Annotated in this window: 19 protein-coding genes; 5 read left to right on the top strand and 14 right to left on the bottom strand. The window is 45.8% G+C overall.

The window, feature by feature from the left end; translation table 11 throughout:
- The first annotated feature begins 47 nt into the window (after positions 1–47).
- Both KJB05_RS15355 and btsR read left to right on the top strand, forming a co-directional pair.
- A complete protein-coding gene (locus KJB05_RS15355) occupies positions 48–1,718 on the top strand; it encodes a sensor histidine kinase (RefSeq protein ID WP_005425302.1) in 1,671 nt (556 codons plus the stop codon).
- A 31-nt stretch (positions 1,719–1,749) separates the two neighbouring features.
- On the top strand, positions 1,750–2,478 hold the full coding sequence (gene btsR / locus KJB05_RS15360) for a two-component system response regulator BtsR (RefSeq protein WP_208445592.1): 729 nt from the start codon (positions 1,750–1,752) through the stop codon (positions 2,476–2,478).
- An 81-nt stretch (positions 2,479–2,559) separates the two neighbouring features.
- On the opposite strand, the gene ispH is transcribed toward btsR, so the two are convergent.
- The 6 genes from ispH to murJ all read right to left on the bottom strand — a co-directional run bounded on the left by ispH (position 2,560) and on the right by murJ (position 10,183).
- Positions 2,560–3,525, bottom strand: coding sequence for a 4-hydroxy-3-methylbut-2-enyl diphosphate reductase (ispH, locus tag KJB05_RS15365; RefSeq protein ID WP_208445593.1), 966 nt, complete (start codon positions 3,523–3,525; stop codon positions 2,560–2,562).
- 24 nt (positions 3,526–3,549) lie between these two features.
- On the bottom strand, positions 3,550–3,981 hold the full coding sequence (gene fkpB / locus KJB05_RS15370) for an FKBP-type peptidyl-prolyl cis-trans isomerase (RefSeq protein ID WP_208445594.1): 432 nt from the start codon (positions 3,979–3,981) through the stop codon (positions 3,550–3,552).
- A gap of 160 nt (positions 3,982–4,141) precedes the next feature.
- Positions 4,142–4,648 (bottom strand): signal peptidase II, encoded by a 507-nt coding sequence (lspA, locus tag KJB05_RS15375; RefSeq protein ID WP_005440576.1) that lies wholly within the window; start codon positions 4,646–4,648, stop codon positions 4,142–4,144.
- A gap of 73 nt (positions 4,649–4,721) precedes the next feature.
- A complete protein-coding gene (ileS, locus tag KJB05_RS15380; protein WP_208445595.1) occupies positions 4,722–7,550 on the bottom strand; it encodes an isoleucine--tRNA ligase in 2,829 nt (942 codons plus the stop codon).
- A 64-nt stretch (positions 7,551–7,614) separates the two neighbouring features.
- Positions 7,615–8,550, bottom strand: coding sequence for a bifunctional riboflavin kinase/FAD synthetase (gene ribF, locus KJB05_RS15385; protein ID WP_208445596.1), 936 nt, complete (start codon positions 8,548–8,550; stop codon positions 7,615–7,617).
- 70 nt (positions 8,551–8,620) lie between these two features.
- Positions 8,621–10,183, bottom strand: coding sequence for a murein biosynthesis integral membrane protein MurJ (gene murJ, locus KJB05_RS15390; RefSeq protein WP_009707694.1), 1,563 nt, complete (start codon positions 10,181–10,183; stop codon positions 8,621–8,623).
- Between the two features lie 294 nt (positions 10,184–10,477).
- Here murJ and rpsT point away from each other — a divergent pair, with 294 nt between their 5' ends.
- Positions 10,478–10,738, top strand: a complete 261-nt coding sequence (rpsT, locus tag KJB05_RS15395) for a 30S ribosomal protein S20 (RefSeq protein ID WP_005440571.1) — start codon at positions 10,478–10,480, stop codon at positions 10,736–10,738.
- Between the two features lie 129 nt (positions 10,739–10,867).
- Here the strand turns inward: rpsT and KJB05_RS15400 are convergent, their stop codons facing one another.
- On the bottom strand, positions 10,868–11,170 hold the full coding sequence (locus KJB05_RS15400; RefSeq protein WP_005440568.1) for a metalloregulator ArsR/SmtB family transcription factor: 303 nt from the start codon (positions 11,168–11,170) through the stop codon (positions 10,868–10,870).
- Between the two features lie 126 nt (positions 11,171–11,296).
- Complete coding sequence (nhaR, locus tag KJB05_RS15405; protein ID WP_010646590.1) at positions 11,297–12,187, bottom strand: transcriptional activator NhaR; 891 nt, start codon at positions 12,185–12,187, stop codon at positions 11,297–11,299.
- A gap of 383 nt (positions 12,188–12,570) precedes the next feature.
- Between nhaR and KJB05_RS15410 the strand changes: the two genes are divergently transcribed.
- Positions 12,571–13,719 carry a Na/Pi symporter gene (locus tag KJB05_RS15410; protein WP_005533254.1) on the top strand — a complete coding sequence of 383 codons (1,149 nt, stop codon included), beginning with the start codon at positions 12,571–12,573 and terminating at the stop codon, positions 13,717–13,719.
- 581 nt (positions 13,720–14,300) lie between these two features.
- Here KJB05_RS15410 and KJB05_RS15415 read toward each other — a convergent pair.
- The 5 genes from KJB05_RS15415 to rppH are packed head-to-tail and all read right to left on the bottom strand — an operon-like array spanning position 14,301 to position 19,595.
- Entirely contained in the window at positions 14,301–15,152 is an 852-nt protein-coding gene (locus KJB05_RS15415) for a thymidylate synthase (protein ID WP_005434888.1), read from the bottom strand.
- A gap of 9 nt (positions 15,153–15,161) precedes the next feature.
- Positions 15,162–15,983 carry a prolipoprotein diacylglyceryl transferase gene (gene lgt / locus KJB05_RS15420; protein ID WP_005434890.1) on the bottom strand — a complete coding sequence of 274 codons (822 nt, stop codon included), beginning with the start codon at positions 15,981–15,983 and terminating at the stop codon, positions 15,162–15,164.
- 39 nt (positions 15,984–16,022) lie between these two features.
- On the bottom strand, positions 16,023–16,814 hold the full coding sequence (locus KJB05_RS15425; RefSeq protein ID WP_208445597.1) for a sulfite exporter TauE/SafE family protein: 792 nt from the start codon (positions 16,812–16,814) through the stop codon (positions 16,023–16,025).
- Between the two features lie 6 nt (positions 16,815–16,820).
- Complete coding sequence (gene ptsP / locus KJB05_RS15430; protein ID WP_027726738.1) at positions 16,821–19,067, bottom strand: phosphoenolpyruvate--protein phosphotransferase; 2,247 nt, start codon at positions 19,065–19,067, stop codon at positions 16,821–16,823.
- Between the two features lie 9 nt (positions 19,068–19,076).
- Positions 19,077–19,595, bottom strand: coding sequence for an RNA pyrophosphohydrolase (gene rppH, locus KJB05_RS15435; protein ID WP_005434895.1), 519 nt, complete (start codon positions 19,593–19,595; stop codon positions 19,077–19,079).
- Between the two features lie 618 nt (positions 19,596–20,213).
- On the opposite strand from rppH, the gene mutH reads away from it, so the two are divergent.
- Positions 20,214–20,894, top strand: a complete 681-nt coding sequence (gene mutH, locus KJB05_RS15440) for a DNA mismatch repair endonuclease MutH (protein ID WP_208445598.1) — start codon at positions 20,214–20,216, stop codon at positions 20,892–20,894.
- Here the strand turns inward: mutH and KJB05_RS15445 are convergent, their stop codons facing one another.
- Positions 20,895–21,206 (bottom strand): DUF6482 family protein, encoded by a 312-nt coding sequence (locus tag KJB05_RS15445; protein WP_005434899.1) that lies wholly within the window; start codon positions 21,204–21,206, stop codon positions 20,895–20,897.
- Positions 21,207–21,241 lie beyond the last annotated feature (35 nt).

Here is a 21,241-nt window from a genome sequence, read left to right on the forward strand (position 1 = left end):
ATTTAATTCACTTACAATAAAAACATCATTTTTAGGTTAGGTTCGCTATGGAACTGGTCATCTCCCTTTTACAACAAATGTGTGTTTACTTAGTGTTGGCTTACATGCTGAGTAAAACGCCGATCATTTTGCCTCTGCTGAGCATCTCTTCGCGCTTCAGCCATCGGCTCATTTGTTATGTGCTCTTCTCTGGCTTTTGTATTCTTGGCACCTACTTCGGATTACAGATTAACGACGCCATCGCTAATACACGCGCTATCGGAGCAGTAATGGGTGGCCTGTTTGGTGGCCCTGTCGTTGGTTTCGCGGTGGGACTAACGGGCGGTATTCACCGTTACACCCTTGGTGGTTTTACAGATTTAGCCTGCGCTATTTCGACTACAGCAGAAGGCTTGATTGGTGGCTTGCTGCATGTTTACCTCATCAAGCGCAACAAAGGTGCAATGCTGTTTAATCCAAGCGTGGTGTTCAGTGTGACTTTTGTAGCGGAAATCGTACAGATGATTCTGTTGCTCGCCGTTGCCAAGCCTTTCGACCAAGCCTATGAGCTGGTTTCAGCGATTGCGGCTCCGATGATCATTGCTAACTCCGTTGGTGCCGCTCTGTTTATGAGCATTTTGCAAGATCGTAAAACCATTTTTGAAAAGTATTCAGCAACCTTTTCCCGCCGTGCATTAAGCATTGCCGATCGCTCGGTCGGTATTCTGAGTACTGGCTTTAACAGCGAAAACGCCGATAAGATTGCCCGTATTATTTATGAAGAAACAAAGGTCGGCGCGGTCGCTATTACCGACCAAGAGAAGATTCTGGCTTTCGTTGGTATCGGTGATGATCATCATAGGCCAAATACTCCTATTTCATCGCAAAGCACACTCGATTCAATGGAGAAGAATGACATCATCTACCTTGATGGTAGCGAGCGACCATATCAATGTTCATTGGCGCAAGACTGCAAATTGGGATCTGCGTTGATCATTCCTCTGCGTGCAGGTAAAGAAGTGGTAGGCACCATTAAGCTTTACGAACCAAAACGCAAACTGTTCTCTACTGCGAACATGTCAATGGCAGAAGGCATTGCTCAGCTTCTTTCCAGTCAGATCTTATATGGTGATTATCAGCAACAACAAACCCTGCTGGCTCAGGCAGAAATCAAACTGCTGCACGCACAGGTGAACCCACACTTCTTGTTTAATGCGCTAAACACCATCAGCGCCATTACTCGTCGAGATCCAGATAAGGCGCGAGAACTGATCCAAAACCTATCGCACTTCTTCCGCAGTAACTTAAAGCAGAACATCAACACCGTGACGCTAAAGGAAGAGTTGGCACACGTGAATTCCTACTTATCTATAGAAAAGGCGCGCTTTACTGATCGCTTAGAAGTTGAAATTGATATTGAACCAGAGCTTTTGGATATCAAACTGCCGAGCTTTACTCTTCAACCGCTCGTTGAGAACGCCATCAAGCATGGTATTTCCAATATGTTAGAAGGCGGCAAAGTGAAGATTTACAGCCAAGCTCACCCACAAGGCGCACTGATTACCGTAGAGGACAACGCAGGAAGCTATGAGCCACCAAAAGAGAATCATTCTGGTTTGGGGATGGAAATTGTCGATAAGCGCTTATCGAATCAATTTGGGCGTGATTCAGCGCTAAAAATTACCTCTCAGCAGCACCAATTTACTAAAATGAGTTTTATCATTCCCCACTCGCGATAAGTACAGTGAAAACGCACAAAGGTAGTCTTGGATGTTAACCGCACTCGTCATTGATGATGAACAATTTGCTCGTGAAGAGTTAGCAGAGCTATTGGATGAAACAGGCCAGATTGAGGTGATTGGCGACGCGTCAAACGCCATCATGGGGCTAAAGAAGATCAATGAGCTCAAACCTGATGTGGTGTTTCTCGACATCCAAATGCCACAGGTGACGGGCATAGAGCTGTTGGGCATGTTAGACCCAGAGACCATGCCTTACGTGGTGTTTGTGACCGCCTACGATCAATACGCTATCCAAGCCTTTGAAGACAACGCGTTCGACTACTTACTCAAGCCCGTAGACCCATGTCGTTTGACAAAAACCGTCAAGCGCCTGAACAAAGTAATAAGTCAATCCGCGCTCACTCAGCAACTGTCAGCCATCGCGCCCGAGAGCCTAGACCAGATACCTTGCATTGGACACAACCGCATTGTGATCATGGCAACCGAAACGGTTGAGTGCGCTTACAGTGACATCAGCGGAGTACATGTACGCTCCACCAGCCAAACCGCCAGCACACAGCTCACGCTAAAAACCTTGGAAGAGAAAACCCCATTGGTGCGTTGCCATCGACAGTATCTGGTCAGCATTAAAGCCATCAGCGAGATTAAGCTACTCGAAAACGGGCTGGCAGAAATCATCACCAAAACCGGCTTTGAGATCCCGGTGAGCCGTCGCTACCTAAAAGTGCTCAAAGAGCTGTTAGGTATCAGTCACTAAGCTTAAATTCTGGCGAAATCGTGTAGAAATCCCCAATGAAAAAGGCGACCTTGTGGTCGCCTTTTTGGTGTTTGATTGGTTTTAATCGACTTGCTTAATTTGCAGCTCTTTTGGTACTTCGAAGAACATGTTCTCTTCACGACCAAGCACTTCATCTACTGCCTCAGCACCAACCAGTTCTTTGATGCGATCTAGGATTTGGTTTACCAACTCTTCTGGTGCAGATGCCCCCGCCGTCACGCCAACTTTTACTTTACCCTCAAACCACTCAGGCATGATGTCTTCTGGGCAGTCTGTTAGGTAACCTGGTGTGCCTAGCTTTTCAGCCAGTTCTTTTAAACGTGTTGAGTTCGATGAGTTTTTAGAACCCACAACGACCATCACATCAACATCAGCAGAGAGCTCACGCACAGCATCTTGACGGTTTTGCGTCGCGTAGCAGATGTCATCTTTGCGAGGACCTTGAATCTCTGGGAATACGCGGCGTAACTCTTCAATTACGTCTGCGGTTTCATCGACAGACAATGTTGTTTGGCTAACGTAGTGCAGATCCGATGGATCTTTCACGATCGATTTTAGCTTCTCAACATCGGCTGGCGTTTCCACAAGGTACATACCGCCCGTCTCGCTAGAGTACTGACCCATTGTGCCTTCCACTTCTGGGTGACCAGCATGACCGATCAGTACCACTTCCATATTTCGACGGCTCGCGCGCGCTACTTCCATATGTACTTTGGTTACCAGCGGACAGGTCGCATCGAATACCGTTAGGTCACGAGACTTCGCTTCTTGACGAACGGCTTGAGATACACCATGAGCGGAGAAAATCACAATGTTGTTGTCTGGCACTTCATGCAGTTCTTCAACGAAGATAGCACCACGCTGTTTTAGACCTTCAACCACAAAACGGTTATGCACCACTTCATGTCGAACATAGATAGGTGGCTGATACATCTCTAGCGCACGCTCTACGATGCTAATCGCGCGGTCAACACCAGCACAGAAACCACGTGGGTTAGCTAACAGGATTTTCATTTCATTGCTCATGGAAGTTATCTTTTATTTGGTTCGCTATTCTACTGACAAAATTTCGACTTCGAAAGTCACGTCTTGTCCCGCGAGTGGATGGTTGAAGTCCACTGTTACTGAGTCGCCAGCAATCTCAGTAATGATGCCCGGGATCTCCATTCCATCAGGACCGCTAAATGCCATGATCGTGCCGACTTCAACTTCCGCTTCGCCAACAAATTTAGTGCGGTCCATATGGTGGATATGGTCTGGGTTCGGCATGCCAAAAGCGTCCGTCGCTTTTAGTTCAATTGCCTCTTGCTCGCCTACTTGTAAGCCTAGTAGGCATTGCTCAAAGTTCTCACTCAAGCTGCCGTCGCCCATAATGAACTTAGCAGGCTTGCCCATATTATGTGTGCTGTCCGCTACAGAGCCATCTTGCATTTTGATGGTGAAGTGCAGCGTTACTGCTGAATCTTGATTTATTGTTGTCACGTTACTGCTTCCTTGTTCTTGGGTTTCCTACGCTCTATCTGATCACGTACTGTGATTGCTTTTTATTGTACGAAGATGCGCGGATTGGGCTCCAACATAATAAAAAGCGTCGTCCGAATCAACGGACGACGCTTAGGGTTATTCGATATATCGCAAAAGATTACTTGTCAGCGTCCTTTTTGCGGAAGCCATCAAGAATGATCATTGCCGCACCAATACAGATAGTTGTATCTGCAAGGTTGAATGCTGGCCAGTGGTAGTTACCCCAGAAGAAGTCTAGGTAATCAACAACAAAGCCGTGAACAACACGGTCAAACACGTTGCCCACTGCACCACCAATAATCAGTGCGTAAGCGATGTTGTTCCATTTTTCTTTGGCTGGAAGCTTGCTCATCCAGTAGGTCAAAAGACCTGTCACAACAAACGCAATACCGGTGAACAACCAGCGCTGCCAACCCGCTTGATCGCTCAAGAAGCTGAATGCTGCACCGTAGTTATGAACATAAAGTAGGTTGAAGAATGGCAGCACCTCAATTCGGTTTGCCCATCCGTAGCCCATGTTGTCCATCACCACCAATTTGATGCCAATATCTGCAATAAATACCAGAATTGCTAACCAAAGCCAGCGAACTCCAGATTGCTTTAACGTCAGTGCTTTTTCACTCATTACTTTACCTACAAACAGCCCCAGTAAATACTGGGGCTGTTAATTTTAAAAAAAGTTCAGTCGTTCTAGGCAATTACGCGAATTTACGTACTTCACCTTCGCCGTCTACGTTAGACACACAACGACCACAGATCTTCTCGTGACCTTCGATTGTGCCTACGTCTGGCGTGTGGTGCCAACAACGGTCACACTTCTCGCCTTCAGCTGCTGCTACTTCAACAAACAAGCCTTCGATATCTGTCGCTTGTGCTGCATCCGTCTTCTCACCTAGAGGCTTAACTTTCGCAGCAGATGTTAGTAGAACAAAGCGCAGTTCATCTTCAAGCTTGTTGATCTTCGCCGCTAGTGCGTCATCAGCAAATAGCGTCACTTCAGCTTGTAGTGCACCACCGATGGTTTTCTCTTTACGCGCATCTTCTAGAAGTTTGTTTACTGCACCACGAACCGCTTGGATCTCAGTCCAGAATTCGTTGTTCAGCTCTTCACCTTCAGCAAGACCGAATAGGCCGCCGAACCACTCACCAGTGAATACGAACTTGTCGCGCTCGCCTGGCATTTCGTTCCAGATTTCATCTGCTGTGAACGACATGATTGGCGCCATCCAACGAACTAGCGCTTCTACGATGTAGTAAAGTGCAGTCTGGCAGCTACGTTGAGCGTTGCCGCCACGTTTTGCTGTGTACTGACGGTCTTTAATTACGTCTAGGTAGAAAGAGCCCATTTCGATTGAACAGAATTGCATTAGACGCTGAGTTACACCGTGTGTGTTGTAATCTTCGTATGCTTTAACGATCTCTTCTTGTGCTGCTAGTGCACGACCAACCGCCCAGCGATCTAGCGCAACCATCTCTTCAACAGGAACGATGTCTGTTTCAGGGTTGAAGCCGCTTAGGTTAGCAAGGAAGAAACGCGCTGTGTTACGGATACGACGGTACGCATCTGCGCTGCGTTTTAGGATTTCATCAGAAACCGCAACTTCACCAGTGTAGTCTGTTGAAGCAACCCATAAACGAAGAATGTCAGCACCTAGCTTGTTCGTTACGTCTTTTGGCGCAACCACGTTACCGATAGATTTCGACATCTTACGACCGTGACCATCAACCACGAAACCGTGTGTCAGTACTTGTTTGTAAGGCGCTTCGTCTTTCATCGCGATAGATGAAATTAGAGAAGACTGGAACCAACCGCGGTGTTGGTCAGAACCTTCTAGGTATAGGTCTGCACTGTTGCCGTTGTACTCTTCACGAGCATCAACAACAGAGAAGTGAGTCACACCTGAATCGAACCATACGTCTAGCGTATCGAGTACTTTTTCGTATTGGTCAGCGTCAGCACCTAGTAGTTCAGCTGCGTCCACATCCCACCATGCTTGGATGCCTTTTTCTTCAACCAGCTTAGCGACTTTCTCGATCAGCTCTAGCGTGTTTGGATGAAGTTCTGCTGTTTCTTTATGAACAAACAGAGCAATTGGCACACCCCAAGTACGTTGACGAGAGATACACCACTCAGGGCGACCTTCGATCATACCTTCGATGCGGCTTTGACCCCACTCAGGCATCCACTCTACGTTCTTGATTGACTCTAGTGCTTTAGCACGTAGGCCTGCTTGGTCCATAGAAACGAACCATTGAGGCGTAGCACGGAAGATGATTGGAGTCTTATGACGCCAACAGTGTGGGTAGCTGTGCTCGTAAGCGTGGTGGTGTAGTAGTGCACCTTTTTCTTTCAGTACTTCTACTACTGCATCGTTCGCCTTAAATACGTGCTGACCAGCAAATAGCTCTGTATCTGGTAGGTAAACGCCGTTTGAGCCAACTGGGTTTGCTACTTCTAGGTTGTACTTGTTACCAACCGCGAAGTCTTCTTGACCATGACCAGGTGCAGTGTGAACAACACCAGTACCTGAATCAGTTGTAACGTGATCACCAAGGATCGCCGGTACAGTGAAATCGTAGAATGGGTGTTGGAATTGAGAAAGCTCTAGATCCGCACCTTTAGCAAAGCCAAGGTTGTGGAAGTGCTCGATACCCGCACGGTCCATTACGTCTTTCGCCAGCTCAGCAGCAACGATGATACGCTCAGCGTTGTCGCCTTCTGTTTGGATAAGTACGTACTCTAGATCATCACGTAGACATACTGCGCGGTTTGCTGGCAGTGTCCAAGGTGTTGTTGTCCAGATAACGATAGATACGTCACCGTGACCTTCATGACCTTCTGTCAGTTCAAACTTAGATAGCAGCGCCGCTTCGTCAGCCGCTTTAAAACGAACGTCGATAGATGGCGATACTTTATCTTTGTACTCAACTTCAGCTTCAGCCAGTGCTGAGCCACAGTCTGTACACCAGTGAACTGGTTTAAAACCTTTCAGTAGGTGACCTTTGCTTGCGATCTTACCAAGTGCACGGATGATGTTCGCTTCAGTTGCGAAATCCATAGTGCGGTATGGCTTGTCCCACTCACCCATGATGCCAAGACGCTTGAAGCTCTCTTTTTGACCTTCAACCTGACCTGCAGCGTACTCACGACATTTCTCGCGGAACTCGGCTGCTGTCACTTTTTGACCTGGTTTGCCGACTTTCTTCTCTACCATCAATTCGATTGGTAGACCGTGGCAGTCCCAGCCTGGGATGTAAGGTGCGTCAAAACCTGAAAGTGTTTTGGATTTAATAATAATGTCTTTAAGAATCTTGTTTAGTGCGTGACCAATGTGAATGTCACCGTTCGCATAAGGAGGGCCATCGTGCAGTACGAATGACTTTTTGCCTTTTTTAGCTTTACGGATTTCACCGTAAAGATCTTCTTTGTACCAACGCTTAAGCATTTCTGGCTCACGATTAGCCAGGTTGCCGCGCATTGGAAACCCTGTTTCAGGTAAGTTCAGGGTATCTTTATACTCACTCATCGATTCTTAATTCCGTTATATTGGGCGAAAATTAGACATTATGTTGCACGGTGGAATAAACCGCTCAACGCTTAAGCTGACGCAGCCACACCCTTGCTGCTTCAGCATCCAATACGATTTGTTGTTTAAGTGCTTCAAACGACTCAAACTTTTGCTCGTCTCTAAGTTTATGCAAAAGTTTCACTTCTAGCTGTTTACCATATAAATCAGCATGAAAGTCGAATAAGTGTACTTCTAACTGTTGGCGAACACCATTAACTGTCGGTCGTTGACCAATGTTAGCGACGCCACCAATCGGCTCATCTCCTAAGCCAAGCGCTTGAACAACATAGACTCCGGAAACCGGAGAAACACAGCGCTTCAACGGAATATTTGCCGTTGGGAACCCAATGGTTCGACCTAGCTTTCTTCCGTGTGAAACACGACCGCTGATACTGTAATCTCTTCCCAGCATCTCCTGCGCGGAATGCAAATCATCACGAGCCAGCGCTTTGCGAATCGCAGTGCTACTCACTCGTAATTGCTGTAAACAAAAGCTTTGGGTACTTACGACTTCAAAGCCGTACTTTTCCCCTGCTTCTTGTAACATCGCAAAATTACCTGTTCGACCTTTGCCGAAACAGAAATCATCACCAATGACAAGAAACTTAACACCCAATCGACCAACCAACAAGTCACGGATAAACTCTTCCGCCGTTAGGTCAGCAAAATGACGATTGAAGTTAACGCAAAGCAAGCGATCAATGTCGAGCTTACTCAGCTGAACAAATTTATCACGCAGTCGCGTTAACCTCGCAGGTGCCTTATCTCGAGCAAACAGCTCCATCGGCTGAGGTTCAAAGGTCATCACAACCGAAGGCAACGAAAGTTTCTCCGCTTGCTCAGACACTTGCTGCAATACTTGTTGATGGCCTCTATGTACGCCATCGAAATTGCCAACAGTCAGCACGCAACCATGATGGCGCGACTTGATATTGTGAATGCCTCTGATCAGTTCCATTGGATACTGCTTTATGCCTCTGTTTTTACTTTGCACTGTGTGAAACTGACGGATTATATACCAATCAACCTTATTCTGTCCCAGCTTTTAGGTCTTTTAAACGTACGCCGAGTAAAAACACAACGGCTAGGTAAACGACAGCACCAAGTCCAATCAACATTCCTAGCACACCACTACGGTGAGCAAAGCTCCAATCCAACCACACAGACATGTCTTCAAGTTGCCATAGAATAGCCGCAACCATCGCTGCACCAGCTATCACCAAACGTATAATAAAGAAGACAGTTCGCTTAGTGATTTGGTACACACCGGCAATGTGCAAGCCGCGGTATAGCAGCGCCATGTTTACAAAAGCAGAAAGCGCCGTCGCAATAGCAAGACCAACGTAACCGTAGAAGTATGCAAAGATCGCGTTGAAGACCATATTCGTCACCATTGCAATGATGCCGTACTTCACTGGGGTTTTGGTGTCTTGACGCGAGTAGTAACCTGGCGCAAGCACTTTAATCAGCATGAAGTTAAGCAGACCTGATGCATACGCTAATAAAGAGAGAGAGGCTTGATGTACGTCTTGCGGAGAAAACTCACCGCGCATGAATAGCACCATCAACATTGGCTTTGCTAGTACCATCAAACCAAGCATTGCAGGAATACCGAGTAAGGTAACCATACGTACACCCCAATCCATGGTGTGTGCAAAACCTTCACTGTGTGCGTCTACGTGTTTACGTGATAGTGCAGGAAGAATCACCGTGGCAATCGCGATACCAAACAGACCTAATGGGAATTCCAATAAACGATCGGAATAGTACAACCAACTGATCGAACCGGTTTGTAGGAAACTGGCAATAAAGGTATCAAACAGTAAGTTGATTTGGCTTACCGACACACCAAACAGAGCAGGAATCATTAAGGTACGGATCTTCACCACACCCGGATCGCGCCAGCCCCATTTAGGCTTGACCATCACTCCCGCTTTAATAAGGAAGGGAATCTGGAATAGAAACTGAACAAGGCCACCTAGCAATACGCCAATAGCAAGACCGATTTCTGGTTGCGACATCTGAGGCGAAATAAACCACGCCGCCAAAATGATCATCACGTTAAGGAAGACAGGCGTAAAAGAAGAGACCGCAAACTTACCTAAGGTATTGAGGATCGCACCAGAAAGCGCAACAAAAGTGATGAACCATAAATAAGGAAAGGTAATCTTGAGCATGACGCTAGCAAGTTCGAACTTCTCAGCTGCTGGGCCGCCATGCATCCAGTCTAAGAACCAACCAAAACCAAACAGCGCGGTCACCACACCGGAACCCAAAACCCCGAGTATGGTAACAATAGAAACAATCACGCCTAACGTACCGGCCGCACGAGCAATCAACTCACGGGTTTTATCCATATCCCCTTGTGCGTGACTTTCAGTTAGTACTGGCACAAAGGCTTGAGAAAACGCGCCTTCAGCAAACAGACGGCGTAAAAAGTTAGGGATTTTATTGGCAAAGAAGAAGACGTCGGCACTCGCGCCTGCACCCATCAAGTTTGCTACTACCACATCACGAACTAAACCTAGGACGCGCGAAATTAATGTCATGGCACTGACGATCATGCCAGACTTGAGCAGTCGTTTACTCACTGTAACCTCGGAATATCACCAAAAGATAGCCAACCCTATTCCTCTAAGCCTTTGAAAGCTACAAATGGGCGTTAAAAATATATCCGTTTATTGTTAGATCTAGGCGGATAATTATTAGCAATGGTCTAAAAATGCTGTTAGAATCCCCGCCATCTTAACCGCGATGACCTTTGTTACCAAAATTTGTTTTGGTTTCGATTGGTTTTTGCACAAATCATTTGACATTTAGGCGCAAATGAGGGATAGTCCTCGCCCTTAAATTGTCATAGAAATAAGTTTTTGGGAGTTAGACCCTTGGCAAATAGTAAATCTGCTAAGAAGCGCGCTATCCAAGCTGAGAAACGTCGTCAGCACAATGCTAGCCGTCGCTCAATGATGCGTACTTACATGAAGAAAACTGTTGCTGCTATCGAAGCAGGCGACAAAGAAGCTGCAACTGCTGCATTCGCTGCAGTTACACCTATCCTAGACCGTATGGCGACTAAAGGCCTTGTTCATAAGAACAAAGCAGCACGTCATAAGTCTCGTTTCGCTGCACAAATCAAAGCTCTTTAATAGAAACTTGATTTTACAGTGAAGAAAAAACCGGCTCTTGCCGGTTTTTTTATACTAAAATTCGTGTAGCTCGAATTCAAGACAATAAAAAAGCTGGCAATGCCAGCTTTTCTTGTATGTGACCTGTCATCACATGGCTTCTGCACAATAAAGACCATGAAGTGTTTGGATTAATGCCTTCACTTCATCACTCTTTAATGTGTAGTACACCGTTTGTGCTTCTTTTCGTGTCGCAACCAATTCATCGCGTCGAAGCCAAGCTAAGTGTTGAGACAATGCCGACTGGCTCAACTCTAGTTTTGCGCAAAGCTCTCCAACCGAAAGCTCTTGGTTATGCAGCATGCACAGGATTTGTAGGCGTCTTTCATTTGCCATTGCTTTGAGCAACACGACAGCTTTAGCGGAGTTTTTCTCCATTTCTTGTAGATTCATCTGCAGGACCTCTAGCTACAACTTACTTTCCCCAACCCTGGCCAGTTTGTTGTGTTACAAAGATTTTATAATTTCGAGTTATAATTTTGTCGATAGTAATCTATTTATTTGCGCAACGGAACGTGTTCATTCAAACATTTGGCTAAAATCTGCATCGCAAACGTTCTTTACTGCTGGGTGTTGTATCATTCGCTCAGCAAAGATGACGTAATACTCTTCCTTCAAATCGTCAACATGCCCAATTAATTGCAAATTGCGATCGTCCTCAATCTCGGACATGTACACCGTCGGTGCTAAGAAAATGACATCATCGCGATATCGAGCAAAGGCCTTCATTAACGCCACATCATCAAATTCACCCAATACATCTGGTTGCAATCCTTGACGATCAAACCACTGCAGTACTTTTCGCCCCATTGCTGTTCGGCTTGCTGGGATAAGTAGCTTCTTCTTCTCTAGGATTTCGGGGAACTTGACGTCTGGAGTTTCTGACGAAGCAAAAAAGCTCATGCTGCTTTCACCAAGCTTTTTACTATATAGGCCAGGGCTTTGCGTCGAATCTACTGGACAGTCAGAAAGGATCATATCCAACTTGTGTTGTGATAAACGCTCTAGCAACAGTTCGTGAGTCGATTCATAACAACGTAAGTGAATACTATTGTCCTCTGGAACCGTGGTCATCAGCACTTTACTGACGAGACGTTTAGAGAGGGCATCGGCAACGCCGACTTCGAATAGGATATTGGAGTGTTGGCTATAGTTGACGATATCGAGCATTTCGTAGCTCAACCCAAACATACGATCTGCGTACTTAAATACCAGCTGTCCAAGCTCTGTTGGCTCTACCGTACGACCATTACGTTTGGTCAACTTCCCCTTCATACGGTCTTCAAGTGCTTTAATCTGTCCTGTCACAGTTTGTGGCGTCAGGAATAATGCATCGGCAGCTTTTGTTACCGAGCCTTGTTTACACACCATCCAGAAGTAATAAAGGTGGTTATAGTTTAAGTGCGACATAGCCATTCCCTAGAAAGAAGATGACACTTTTTATATCAAATGTGACAACGACAAACAATAATTTCGACAAAACCTACACAAACACAAGAAAACAACAGTTTTACCGAAAATATCATATTCATACTGTCATAAAACTTGAAGCAAAACGCACTTTTTTAATCTGCTCTGAAAACTTATCAACAAAACAAAAGTGAAATTAAATCATATAAAATCAATGACTTATTTTCATGTGAATTTTTCTTCACAGATAACTATCAAAAAGAATAATAAAAATTCTCCATAGAAACTGAACTGTCATATTACTGAAATATTTCATCTCTAACATCGCCCTCAGTTTCAACAACAGACCAAATAAACGAACTGAAAGGTCCACGGAGAAAATTATGATGAACCAAGCTACTTCTACAGCAGCACCAATCTCGAGCACGACTCGCTGGTTACGCTGGGCTAACTTGGCATTCATGTTGTATCTGCTTCTTCTAGCAGTATCTATGGTTGGTAGCGGCTTCAAATGGGCAACTGGCGATCAAGCTAAAGTACTCTTTGAATTTGCGTCTCACCCAGTCGCAGGTCTAATGATCGGTTTGGTAGCTACGGCACTGATCCAGTCTTCAAGTACCGTAACTTCTATTATTGTGGGCTTGGTTGCAGGTGGTCTACCTGTAGAAACCGCTATCCCTATGGTAATGGGTGCTAACATCGGTACAACCGTAACAAATACACTTGTTTCGCTTGGTCACGTTCGTTGTAAAGATGAATTCAAACGTGCATTCGCAAGCGCAACAATCCACGACTTCTTTAACCTACTTGCAGTACTGATCTTCCTACCATTGGAAATGATGTTCGGCATCCTAGAGAAAATCTCTCACTGGTTGGTATCGCCATTGCTAAATACAGGTGATATGAGCATGAAAGGCTTTGATTTCATCAAGCCAATCACTAAACCAGTAGTAAGTGCAATCAAAGAGCCACTAGCAACATTTGGCGACACTATGGGTGGCGTAGCGCTAATCGCTCTAGGTATCGGTACTATCTTCGTAGCTATCACGGTTATGGGTAAGCTAATGAAGAGCCTAATGGTTGGTCGTGCACGTGACATCCTTAAGAACGCAATCGGTCGTGGTCCTATCCACGGTATCGTATCGGGCTCTGTAGTTACTGTTCTTGTTCAGTCTTCTTCTACGACAACAAGTCTAATGGTTCCACTAGTAGGCTCAGGTGTTCTAAAAGTACGTGACATCTACCCATTCACTCTAGGTGCAAACATCGGTACATGTATCACGGCTCTACTAGCAGCAACAGCGGTATCTGGCGAGTTCGCAGTATTCGCACTGCAAATTGCACTAGTACACCTAACGTTCAACATTCTGGCGACATTGTTCATCTTCGGTATCCCGTTCCTACGTGAGATTCCAGTGAAATGTGCAGAAGTGATTTCAGAACTAGCTATTAAGAATAAAGCGGTTGTAGCAGGTTACCTACTGGCAGTATTCATCGTGCTACCAGGCTCTATCCTTGCTCTGACAGCATAATAATAAGATTACCATCGCTTATTTTAGGCTCCACTTCGGTGGGGCCTTTTTTCGTTTTGGGGAAGCGAAAACGGGCTCGCCCTATGGAACGCTACGCTTCGGGATAAGGGATAAGGGATAAGGGATAAGGGATAAGGGATAAGGGATAAGGGATAAGGGATAAGGGATAAGGGATAAGGGATAAGGGATAAGGGATAAGGGATAAGGGATAAGGGATAAGACTCGATTATATCCACCTAGGACGGGAAGTTCTGTCAATACTCTCTAACCTTCACTGAGCTTCCAGCGCCACACTCTCGCTACCTACAGCAAAGTGCTTTCATTTCTTAATCACGCAGTAAACTGTGGTAAAAGAGATTCCCGACGACGCTCCTTCGTCGCTTTCGGGAATGACACCGTTTGATTTGAGAGTGACTGAACGTCATCCTCAAGAGCGAGGCACGAGCGAGTTGGGGATCTTTTATTCCCGCTCAAATCTCGAAGCGCAGCGTTCTGTAGGGCGAGCCTGTTCCCTCCTCCCCCCGCCCTTCGGGCGTAAAAAAGCCGCCCATAAAGGCGGCTTAGAAAACTCAATATACTCGTTAAACTGAGAACGGGTACTGAATTGGATCGTGGTGTTCGTAACCTTCTACCCAGAAGTCATCTAGGGTTACCCATGTTTCCAAATCTTCTAGCGATTTGATTTCTGGGTTGATGTGGAAGGTTGCCGCTTTTAGTGGCTCACGCTTCAACTGGATGTCACGCATTGGTGCAAGCTGATCTTCGTAGATGTGTGCGTTAACAATCTTATGGTAAGCCTGACCAGGTTTCTTACCTGTAATTTGCGCCATGATTGCCAAGAACACATACACTTGAACCATGTTGAAATTCAGACCTAGCGGAACGTCACAAGAGCGCTGCGTGCTGTTTAGGTACAGCGTGTCACCTAACAGTGAGAAGTGGTGGCTGTACATACATGGACGCAAACACCCCATATGGAACTCACCCGGGTTGTAGAAGTTTAGGATTTCACCACGGTCATCAACACCGCGCGTCAAATCATCCACAATCTTACGCAACTGGTCGATATGACCGCCATCTGGCTTCGCCCATGAACGACCTTGAACGCCGTATACGCGTCCCATGTCGTCTTCGCCCTTACGGAATGGGTTGTTCAACCATGCTTCATTTAGGTTTGCGTTCGCATCCCACGTTTTGGTACCCAGCTTACGGAAGTCTTCTGCGTTGTCGTAGCCACGGATGTAACCAAGTAGCTCAGCAACTGCCGCTTTCCAAAAGCTCTTACGTGTCGTCACTAATGGGAATTGATTGTTAGCAACATCGTAGGTCAAGTCTGCGTTGATTACCGTTAGGCAACGTTTGCCTGTACGTTCGTTTTCAACCCAAGTGCCTTGGTCAACGATACGCTGACACAAATCTAAATACTGTTTCACACCAATTCCTTACTTCGTTTCTGCTTGGACTTTGTCTTGGTAAAGACCACGTTTGTACGCCCAAACCATCATTAGAACACCCAGAATGATCATCGGTGAAGATAGGATTTGTCCCATCGAAATGTAACCACCAAATAGACCAAGCTGTGCATCCGGTTCGCGGACAAACTCAACTAGGAAACGGAATGTACCATATCCTGCTAAAAATAGCCCTGATACCGCACCTAAAGGACGAGGCTTTTTGATGAACCAGTTCAGAATGAAGAACAGCACAATGCCCTCTAGGAACATCTCATAAAGCTGAGATGGGTGACGAGGCAATGGACCGCCATTCGGGAAGATGATCGCCCATGGCACGTCTGTTACACGTCCCCAAAGCTCGCTGTTCATGAAGTTCCCCATACGGCCCATGCCAAGGCCAAATGGAACCAATGGCGCCACGAAGTCAGCCACACCAAAGAAAGTGCGACCATTCTTATGTGCATACCAGAACATGGCAGTGATTACACCTAACAGACCGCCGTGGAACGACATACCACCAGTCCAAACTTTGAATAGGTATAACGGGTCAGCCAAGAACAAATCAAAGTTGTAGAAAATCACATAGCCAACACGGCCACCAATCACTACCCCAAGGAAACCCGCAAACAACAAGTCAGAAACTTGCTCACGCGTCCAACCACTACCCGGCTTATCTGCACGACGATTTGCCAACCATAGTGCGAACATGAAGCCGACTAGGTACATCAAACCGTACCAACGAACAGAAACAGGACCAATAGAGACTAAAACCGGATCAATATTGGGAAATTCAAAGTATCCCTGAGACATAAATCATTCTCTTCTTATTACTAATAAAACAGGTGGACTTTACAGCAGCATGGTCGCTGCAACAAACATCAAGAACACAGCAAAAATCTTCTTCAAGACCGCTGTAGGAAGGTTGGTTGCCATCTTCGCGCCGACTTTCGTCGTGAGCATCGACGTCATCGCAATCGCCGCTAAAGCTGGCAGGTAAACATAACCGACACTGTAGTCAGGTAACCCTTCTACCTTGTAGCCATGTAAGATGAATCCAATCATGCCCGAAATAGCAATCACGCAGCCGCACACCGAAGAGGAGCCAACCGCTTTACGCATTTCAATACCATGCTTGTTTAAGAAAGGCACCGACAGCGAACCACCGCCAATACCAGCAAGACTTGATACCACACCAATTCCCGTTCCGTACATAACAGTGACCGGACTACTCGGCATTGGCTTCTCACTTTTGGTTTTAATGGAGCGAAACATCTGTATTGCCAAACACAACACAATCACACCGAACACTTTCGGCAAGTAATGAGTTGGGATCCACTCGGCAATATTGGCACCAACAAAACCGCCAATCACCACGCCAGGCATCAGCCATTTGACAACGTACATATCGACGTTACCAAGCTTGAGGTGATTAAGCGCCGATGAGCCCGAAGTGACGATGATGCTCGCTAATGACGTTGCTAACGCCATGTGCATGCTCATCTCTGGAGAGATACCAGCAAGAGGAAGAAGATAAAGTAGTGCAGGTACAACAATTAGCCCGCCTCCGATACCAAGAAGCCCAGCCATCACGCCTACAAAAGCGCCCAGCGCGAGCAATAATATGAATAAAGAGATGGTCACAATTACCTACTTCTTACCTGCACGAATAAAGCCGGCAAAACCTTGTTGAATAAAGAAATCATGCATCATTTGATGGATTTCTTGCCCGTAAGAGCATGACATGGCTTTTTCGACGAGTTTTTCTAATTCTTTCTTCTGGCTATGGCGAATCAAATATTTCACCTTAGCCACGTTTGAGGTGTTCATACTTAAACTGTTGTAACCTAAGCCCAACAATAAGAGCGCACCAAATGGGTCACCTGCTAGCTCACCACAAATACACACAGGTACTTGATACTGGTGGCAAACATCATGAATTTGTTTTAACGCCAACAACACCGCAGGATGCATGGATTCATAGACATCCGCAACACGGGAATTGTTCCGATCGACAGCCAACAAATATTGCGTTAAGTCGTTGGTACCGACAGAAACGAAGTCCACACGATGCGCAATAGCGGGTAGCAAGTACACCATTGAAGGCACTTCGATCATTACCCCAACTTTTGGCGCTTGAATGCGTTCATCCAACAACACCACTTCACTGTAGGCTTGATTGATAAGTGTAATCGCATCATCGAGTTCTTTAATACCAGACACCATCGGCAACAGAATACTCAGATTGCCACTTTCAGCACTCGCCCTAAGCATCGCACGCAATTGGATCAAAAAGATGTCCGGATGATCCAACGTAAAGCGAATACCACGCCAGCCTAAGAATGGGTTGTCTTCATCAATTGGCAGGTAAGGCAATGGCTTATCGCCGCCAATATCCAAAGTACGCATAACCACGCGCTGATTCGCGTAGCTATTGAGGATGGCTTGATACTGATGATACTGCTCATCTTCTGATGGAAAGTGATGTTGAAGTAAAAAAGCGATTTCAGTTCGGTACAAACCCACACCATCTACGCCAGAGTTAATGGCGATATTGCTATCCGCACTCAAGCCCGCGTTGAGCATGACTTCAATGTGGCAATCATCTTGAGTGATCGCTGGCAATGCCAAATCTTTGTTCACCATGGCGAACAATTCAGACTCTTCACTAACTAAGCTGCGATACTCGCGTAGAAGCTGCCTGTTTGGCTCAAGATAAATCTCGCCAGTGTAGCCATCCACAATCCCCTTCTTGCCATTGACAACGCTGGTATTGATGTTCGCACCCATGATGGCAGGAACACCCAACGCACGAGACAGAATCGCGGCGTGAGAGTTTGCTGCGCCTTCAAGTGAGACAACAGCGAGTAGATGCTGCTTTGGAATCGAAGCGAGTAATGTGGCGGTGAGTTCATTGGCAACCAAGATAACCGGACGGTCAATGGAAGCATGTTCTTGTTCACTGTTGTGCAAGAAGTACAACAGACGTTGCCCGAGTTCACGAATGTCTTGCGCACGTTCACGCAGGTAAACATCAGACATTCGAGCAAAACGGTTGGAATAGGTTTCGACAACCTGACGCAGTGCCCAGTCCGCACGATCACCTTTCTCGATCTGCTTCTTAAGATCACCACGCAACATAGGATCGTTCAGCAAGTGAGTGAAGAGATCGAAGATCGCTAACGCGTCTTTGTTAATTTCACTATCGAATTTCTTCCGCATACGGCGGAAATCACCCAACGCTCGCTCGACGGCAACCGCAAGTAATTCATGTTCACGTTCTTTATCTAATGTCGATGTTGGAAATACGTCGTTTAGGTTTGGCTGCGTATCATCAAACCAAAACTCGCCGATTGCGACGCCAGTCGAAGCTGGAAGCCCCTTGATGACAGTGGGCTTAGAGGCGAGCTGCCAGTGACCTAAATTTTGGGCATGTGCAATCAACACTGCAAGCTGCGCAGACAAGGTCACAAGGAAAGACTCTTCCATCTCACTAAACAAACGTGGGGTTTTCTGCTGGATAACCAAAACGCCAAGCACTTGTTTACGATGAATGATCGGTGTGCCTAGGAAGGAGTGGTACACCTGCTCACCCAACTGAGGGAAGAATTTAAAATCAGGGTGAGTAGAAGCCTCAGCAAGGTTTAATGGCTCTGCACTTCGCTTCACCAAACCGACTAAGCCTTCATTGAAGTTGATATGGATGCTATCGCCTTCAAAAATCAGGCCTTGAGTTGCCATTAACTCAAGGCGCTGCATTTCGTCGTTAGCAAGATAGATAGTACAACATTCAGTGCATAGGGCTGCGCAAGTCTCTTTTACTAATATGTCGAGCGCCAGATGGACGTCATCGACTCTGGAGACTTTCTCAACTATTTCCCTTAGCTGACTGAGCATGTTGATCCTCTATCTACGTTGCTTTTTTCTTTTCCCTTTCGTCTTACGCTCTCGAAAAGGCATGGCTAAAGATGCAAACTCTTTCATTGCGCGACGGTAAACATCTCGCTTGAAAGAAACAACTTGCCTAACTGGATACCAGTAACTTACCCAGCGCCAACCATCAAATTCAGGGGATTTCCCACGCTGCATATTGATGCGGGATTCGTCGCATTCCAATCGCAGCAGAAACCATTTCTGTTTTTGGCCGATACAAACAGGCTTGGAGTCCCAACGCACCAATCGCTTTGGTAGCTTATATCTTAACCAATGACGACTTGTTGCGATGATCTTAACGTCTTTTTTCGTCAGACCGACTTCTTCATATAACTCCCTGAACATGGCTTGTTCAGGTGTTTCACCTTCGTCAATCCCACCTTGTGGAAATTGCCATGAGTGTTGCCCGTATCGTTTAGCCCAGAAGACCTGACCATGGTTATTACATATCACAATACCAACATTGAGTCGGTAACCATCGCCATCTATCACTGGCTAACCTCTATGAATAATTTTTTATTACCGTGATTTTTCCACATATCCCCATTACTAGCAAACTTACTGATGTGATATGAGCAAGATTTATTACCTTTCGGCCAGTTTTGGATATCTTTTGAACAAATATTATTTTATCAACACAAGACTGAGACATAGCCCACATTTATTCACCTTTTCTGTGAATAACTTTGTGAAGAAAACGCTATCAACAAAGAATTTTGTTCAAAACCATTATTGGCAACATTTATAAAGACTCAAATCAAAATACATAAGAATATGATTAATAAAGATTTAAATGTAAAACTGATGATTTATTGATCTTATTTTTTCTGATGATCTTTTCATCAAATACAGATCGGTCAAAGATCGCACAATCGGTTATTTATCCACATTGGACAGGTAAGACTTCATGATATCTTAATAAAATCAAGTCTCAATCACGTCCCAAACCCCTGTTTATTCATCCAGCCCAGCTAGAGATCCTATTGGTCACTTCCTAATCTGTGGATAAGTTATGGATTGATCATTCTTAATCCAGCTCGATGAAATCTTCGACAGAGGATTTTATTCAAATTTGTTAGACTAGATGTTTTCCAACACCACCTTGTCATTATGAAACCAGAACCACAATCCGAAGCAGAACTGATGGAACGCGCGCACGACATTGCGGGCTTAAGCTTTACAGAGCTTGCCGAAGAGGCAGGCATGACTGTTCCTGAAAACTTGAAACGCGATAAAGGCTGGGTTGGGCAATTACTGGAATGGCACTTAGGTGCGCCAGCTGGCAGTAAACCGCAACAAGATTTCGCTAAGCTTGGGATCGAGCTAAAGAGCATTCCGATCAGTTATTCTGGCAAACCATTAGAAACCACCTTTGTCTCTGTTGCGCCACTGACAGGAGTACAAGGCTTAACATGGGAAACCAGTCACGTTCGTAACAAGCTATCTCGTGTACTTTGGGTTCCAGTGGAAGGAGAACGTGAGATTCCATTGGCTGAGCGCCGCGTCGGTAGCCCTCTGATTTGGTCACCGGCTCAAGAAGAAGAGTTAATTCTGAAAAACGACTGGGAAGAATTGATGGAATTGATCGTTTTGGGTAAGTTTGATCAAATTTCCGCCAGACACGGAGAAGCGCTTCATCTGCGCCCTAAAGCCGCGAACGCAAAAGCACTGACGGAAGCTTACAGTTCAAATGGCAAGCCGATAAAAACCCTGCCCCGCGGTTTCTACCTCAGGACACAATTCACCGAACAGATACTATTGAAGCACTACATCAACGCTCAATCAGAGTGATCAATGCGTTACCAGTGACAATTCAATATCGCAGTAAGAGGCTGTACCCTCGCTACCGAACTCATCGTATGCGTTGTGCAGTCTCAAATACGCTTTATCAATCCCCAACCTCAGCAGCTCTTCTTTCACCAAATCTAACGATCCAAAATGAATCGGATCTTCGCCGTCTTTGATTGGCTCTAGTTGGTGTTTGTACTCCACTGCTAACAGATAGTCAGAGACATCAGAACAACCTATCACAAAGACCTTCGGAGTTTTATAGGAGTCTTTGTGGTGGCCATGCAACCACATGTCGAGTTGATGCTTCTGCATAATGCACCTCCTTCACAAGATCCTTTAAGTCTAGT

The sequence above is a fragment of the Vibrio sp. B1ASS3 genome, assembly GCF_905175355.1.
GTDB classification, from domain to species: Bacteria; Pseudomonadota; Gammaproteobacteria; order Enterobacterales; family Vibrionaceae; genus Vibrio; species Vibrio owensii.

Coding starts and splice junctions, on each gene's coding strand:
- KJB05_RS15355 (WP_005425302.1), top strand. CDS start 48: ATGGAACTGGTCATCTCCCTTTTACAACAAATGTGTGTTTACTTAGTG.
- btsR (WP_208445592.1), top strand. CDS start 1,750: ATGTTAACCGCACTCGTCATTGATGATGAACAATTTGCTCGTGAAGAG.
- ispH (WP_208445593.1), bottom strand. CDS start 3,525: ATGAGCAATGAAATGAAAATCCTGTTAGCTAACCCACGTGGTTTCTGT.
- lspA (WP_005440576.1), bottom strand. CDS start 4,648: ATGAGTGAAAAAGCACTGACGTTAAAGCAATCTGGAGTTCGCTGGCTT.
- ileS (WP_208445595.1), bottom strand. CDS start 7,550: ATGAGTGAGTATAAAGATACCCTGAACTTACCTGAAACAGGGTTTCCA.
- ribF (WP_208445596.1), bottom strand. CDS start 8,550: ATGGAACTGATCAGAGGCATTCACAATATCAAGTCGCGCCATCATGGT.
- KJB05_RS15400 (WP_005440568.1), bottom strand. CDS start 11,170: ATGAATCTACAAGAAATGGAGAAAAACTCCGCTAAAGCTGTCGTGTTG.
- nhaR (WP_010646590.1), bottom strand. CDS start 12,187: ATGTCGCACTTAAACTATAACCACCTTTATTACTTCTGGATGGTGTGT.
- KJB05_RS15410 (WP_005533254.1), top strand. CDS start 12,571: ATGATGAACCAAGCTACTTCTACAGCAGCACCAATCTCGAGCACGACT.
- lgt (WP_005434890.1), bottom strand. CDS start 15,983: ATGTCTCAGGGATACTTTGAATTTCCCAATATTGATCCGGTTTTAGTC.
- ptsP (WP_027726738.1), bottom strand. CDS start 19,067: ATGCTCAGTCAGCTAAGGGAAATAGTTGAGAAAGTCTCCAGAGTCGAT.
- mutH (WP_208445598.1), top strand. CDS start 20,214: ATGAAACCAGAACCACAATCCGAAGCAGAACTGATGGAACGCGCGCAC.
- KJB05_RS15445 (WP_005434899.1), bottom strand. CDS start 21,206: ATGCAGAAGCATCAACTCGACATGTGGTTGCATGGCCACCACAAAGAC.